The following is a 740-nucleotide window of genomic DNA, read 5'->3' on the forward strand; positions in this document are numbered from 1 at the left end:
TAACATTTGATGAATGTCATATTCTGTCACTTCATCTTTTACAATATCTTTAACGAGTAAGCCAGCATTGATGATGGCACATTGTGCATGTGTATACTCACAAACACTTTGAGCTAATAAGTATGCAGCTTCAGTTATGTGATTCATACTACGCTTAAGCACTACTGGATGTTGAATTACTGAATTGGACATTAACGTTTTTCCTTCTTCTTCAAATGAAGTTTCAACTTCAGGTAATGTTTTTAAAGGAATAATCTTTGCAGTTTTATGTACTACTTTATGTGCCTCAAAAGTTAAATTAACCTCTCCAAGATAATTACCATACTTTCCAGCTGCCGCCATCAGTACACCATTATTGATTTCACCATGTTCAAAATAATGATGCGTATGACTACCAAAAATGACATCAATTTCAGGCAATTCTTGGCATAATGTTTCATCGAAGAAAATGCCACAATGACTTAGCACGATTAATACATCAAATTTACCTCGTTGAAGTTCAATTTCTTCTTTTATAGATTCAAGTGGATCGGTAACAATCCAATTTAGTGCACGATAAAATGGGGTAAAAGGTGCTGTCGCTGCAACGAATAGTATTTTCACACCGTCTATGTCCTTAATATAAGAAGAAACGATATTATTTGGTAAATGACCTGATTCATCTATAACATTGCTACATGTCACTATAAATTTTGCTTCGTCGTAAAGGTGATTTAAAGCTTCGTGTGAAATGGTCATCC

Annotated in this window: 1 pseudogene; it reads right to left on the minus strand. The window is 34.2% G+C overall.

Going from position 1 to position 740, the window contains the following annotated elements:
- Window positions 1-740, minus strand: a pseudogene (locus tag IDG60_RS27915) (bifunctional metallophosphatase/5'-nucleotidase); the annotation flags it as partial.

The organism is Staphylococcus sp. EG-SA-2 (assembly GCF_017152085.1).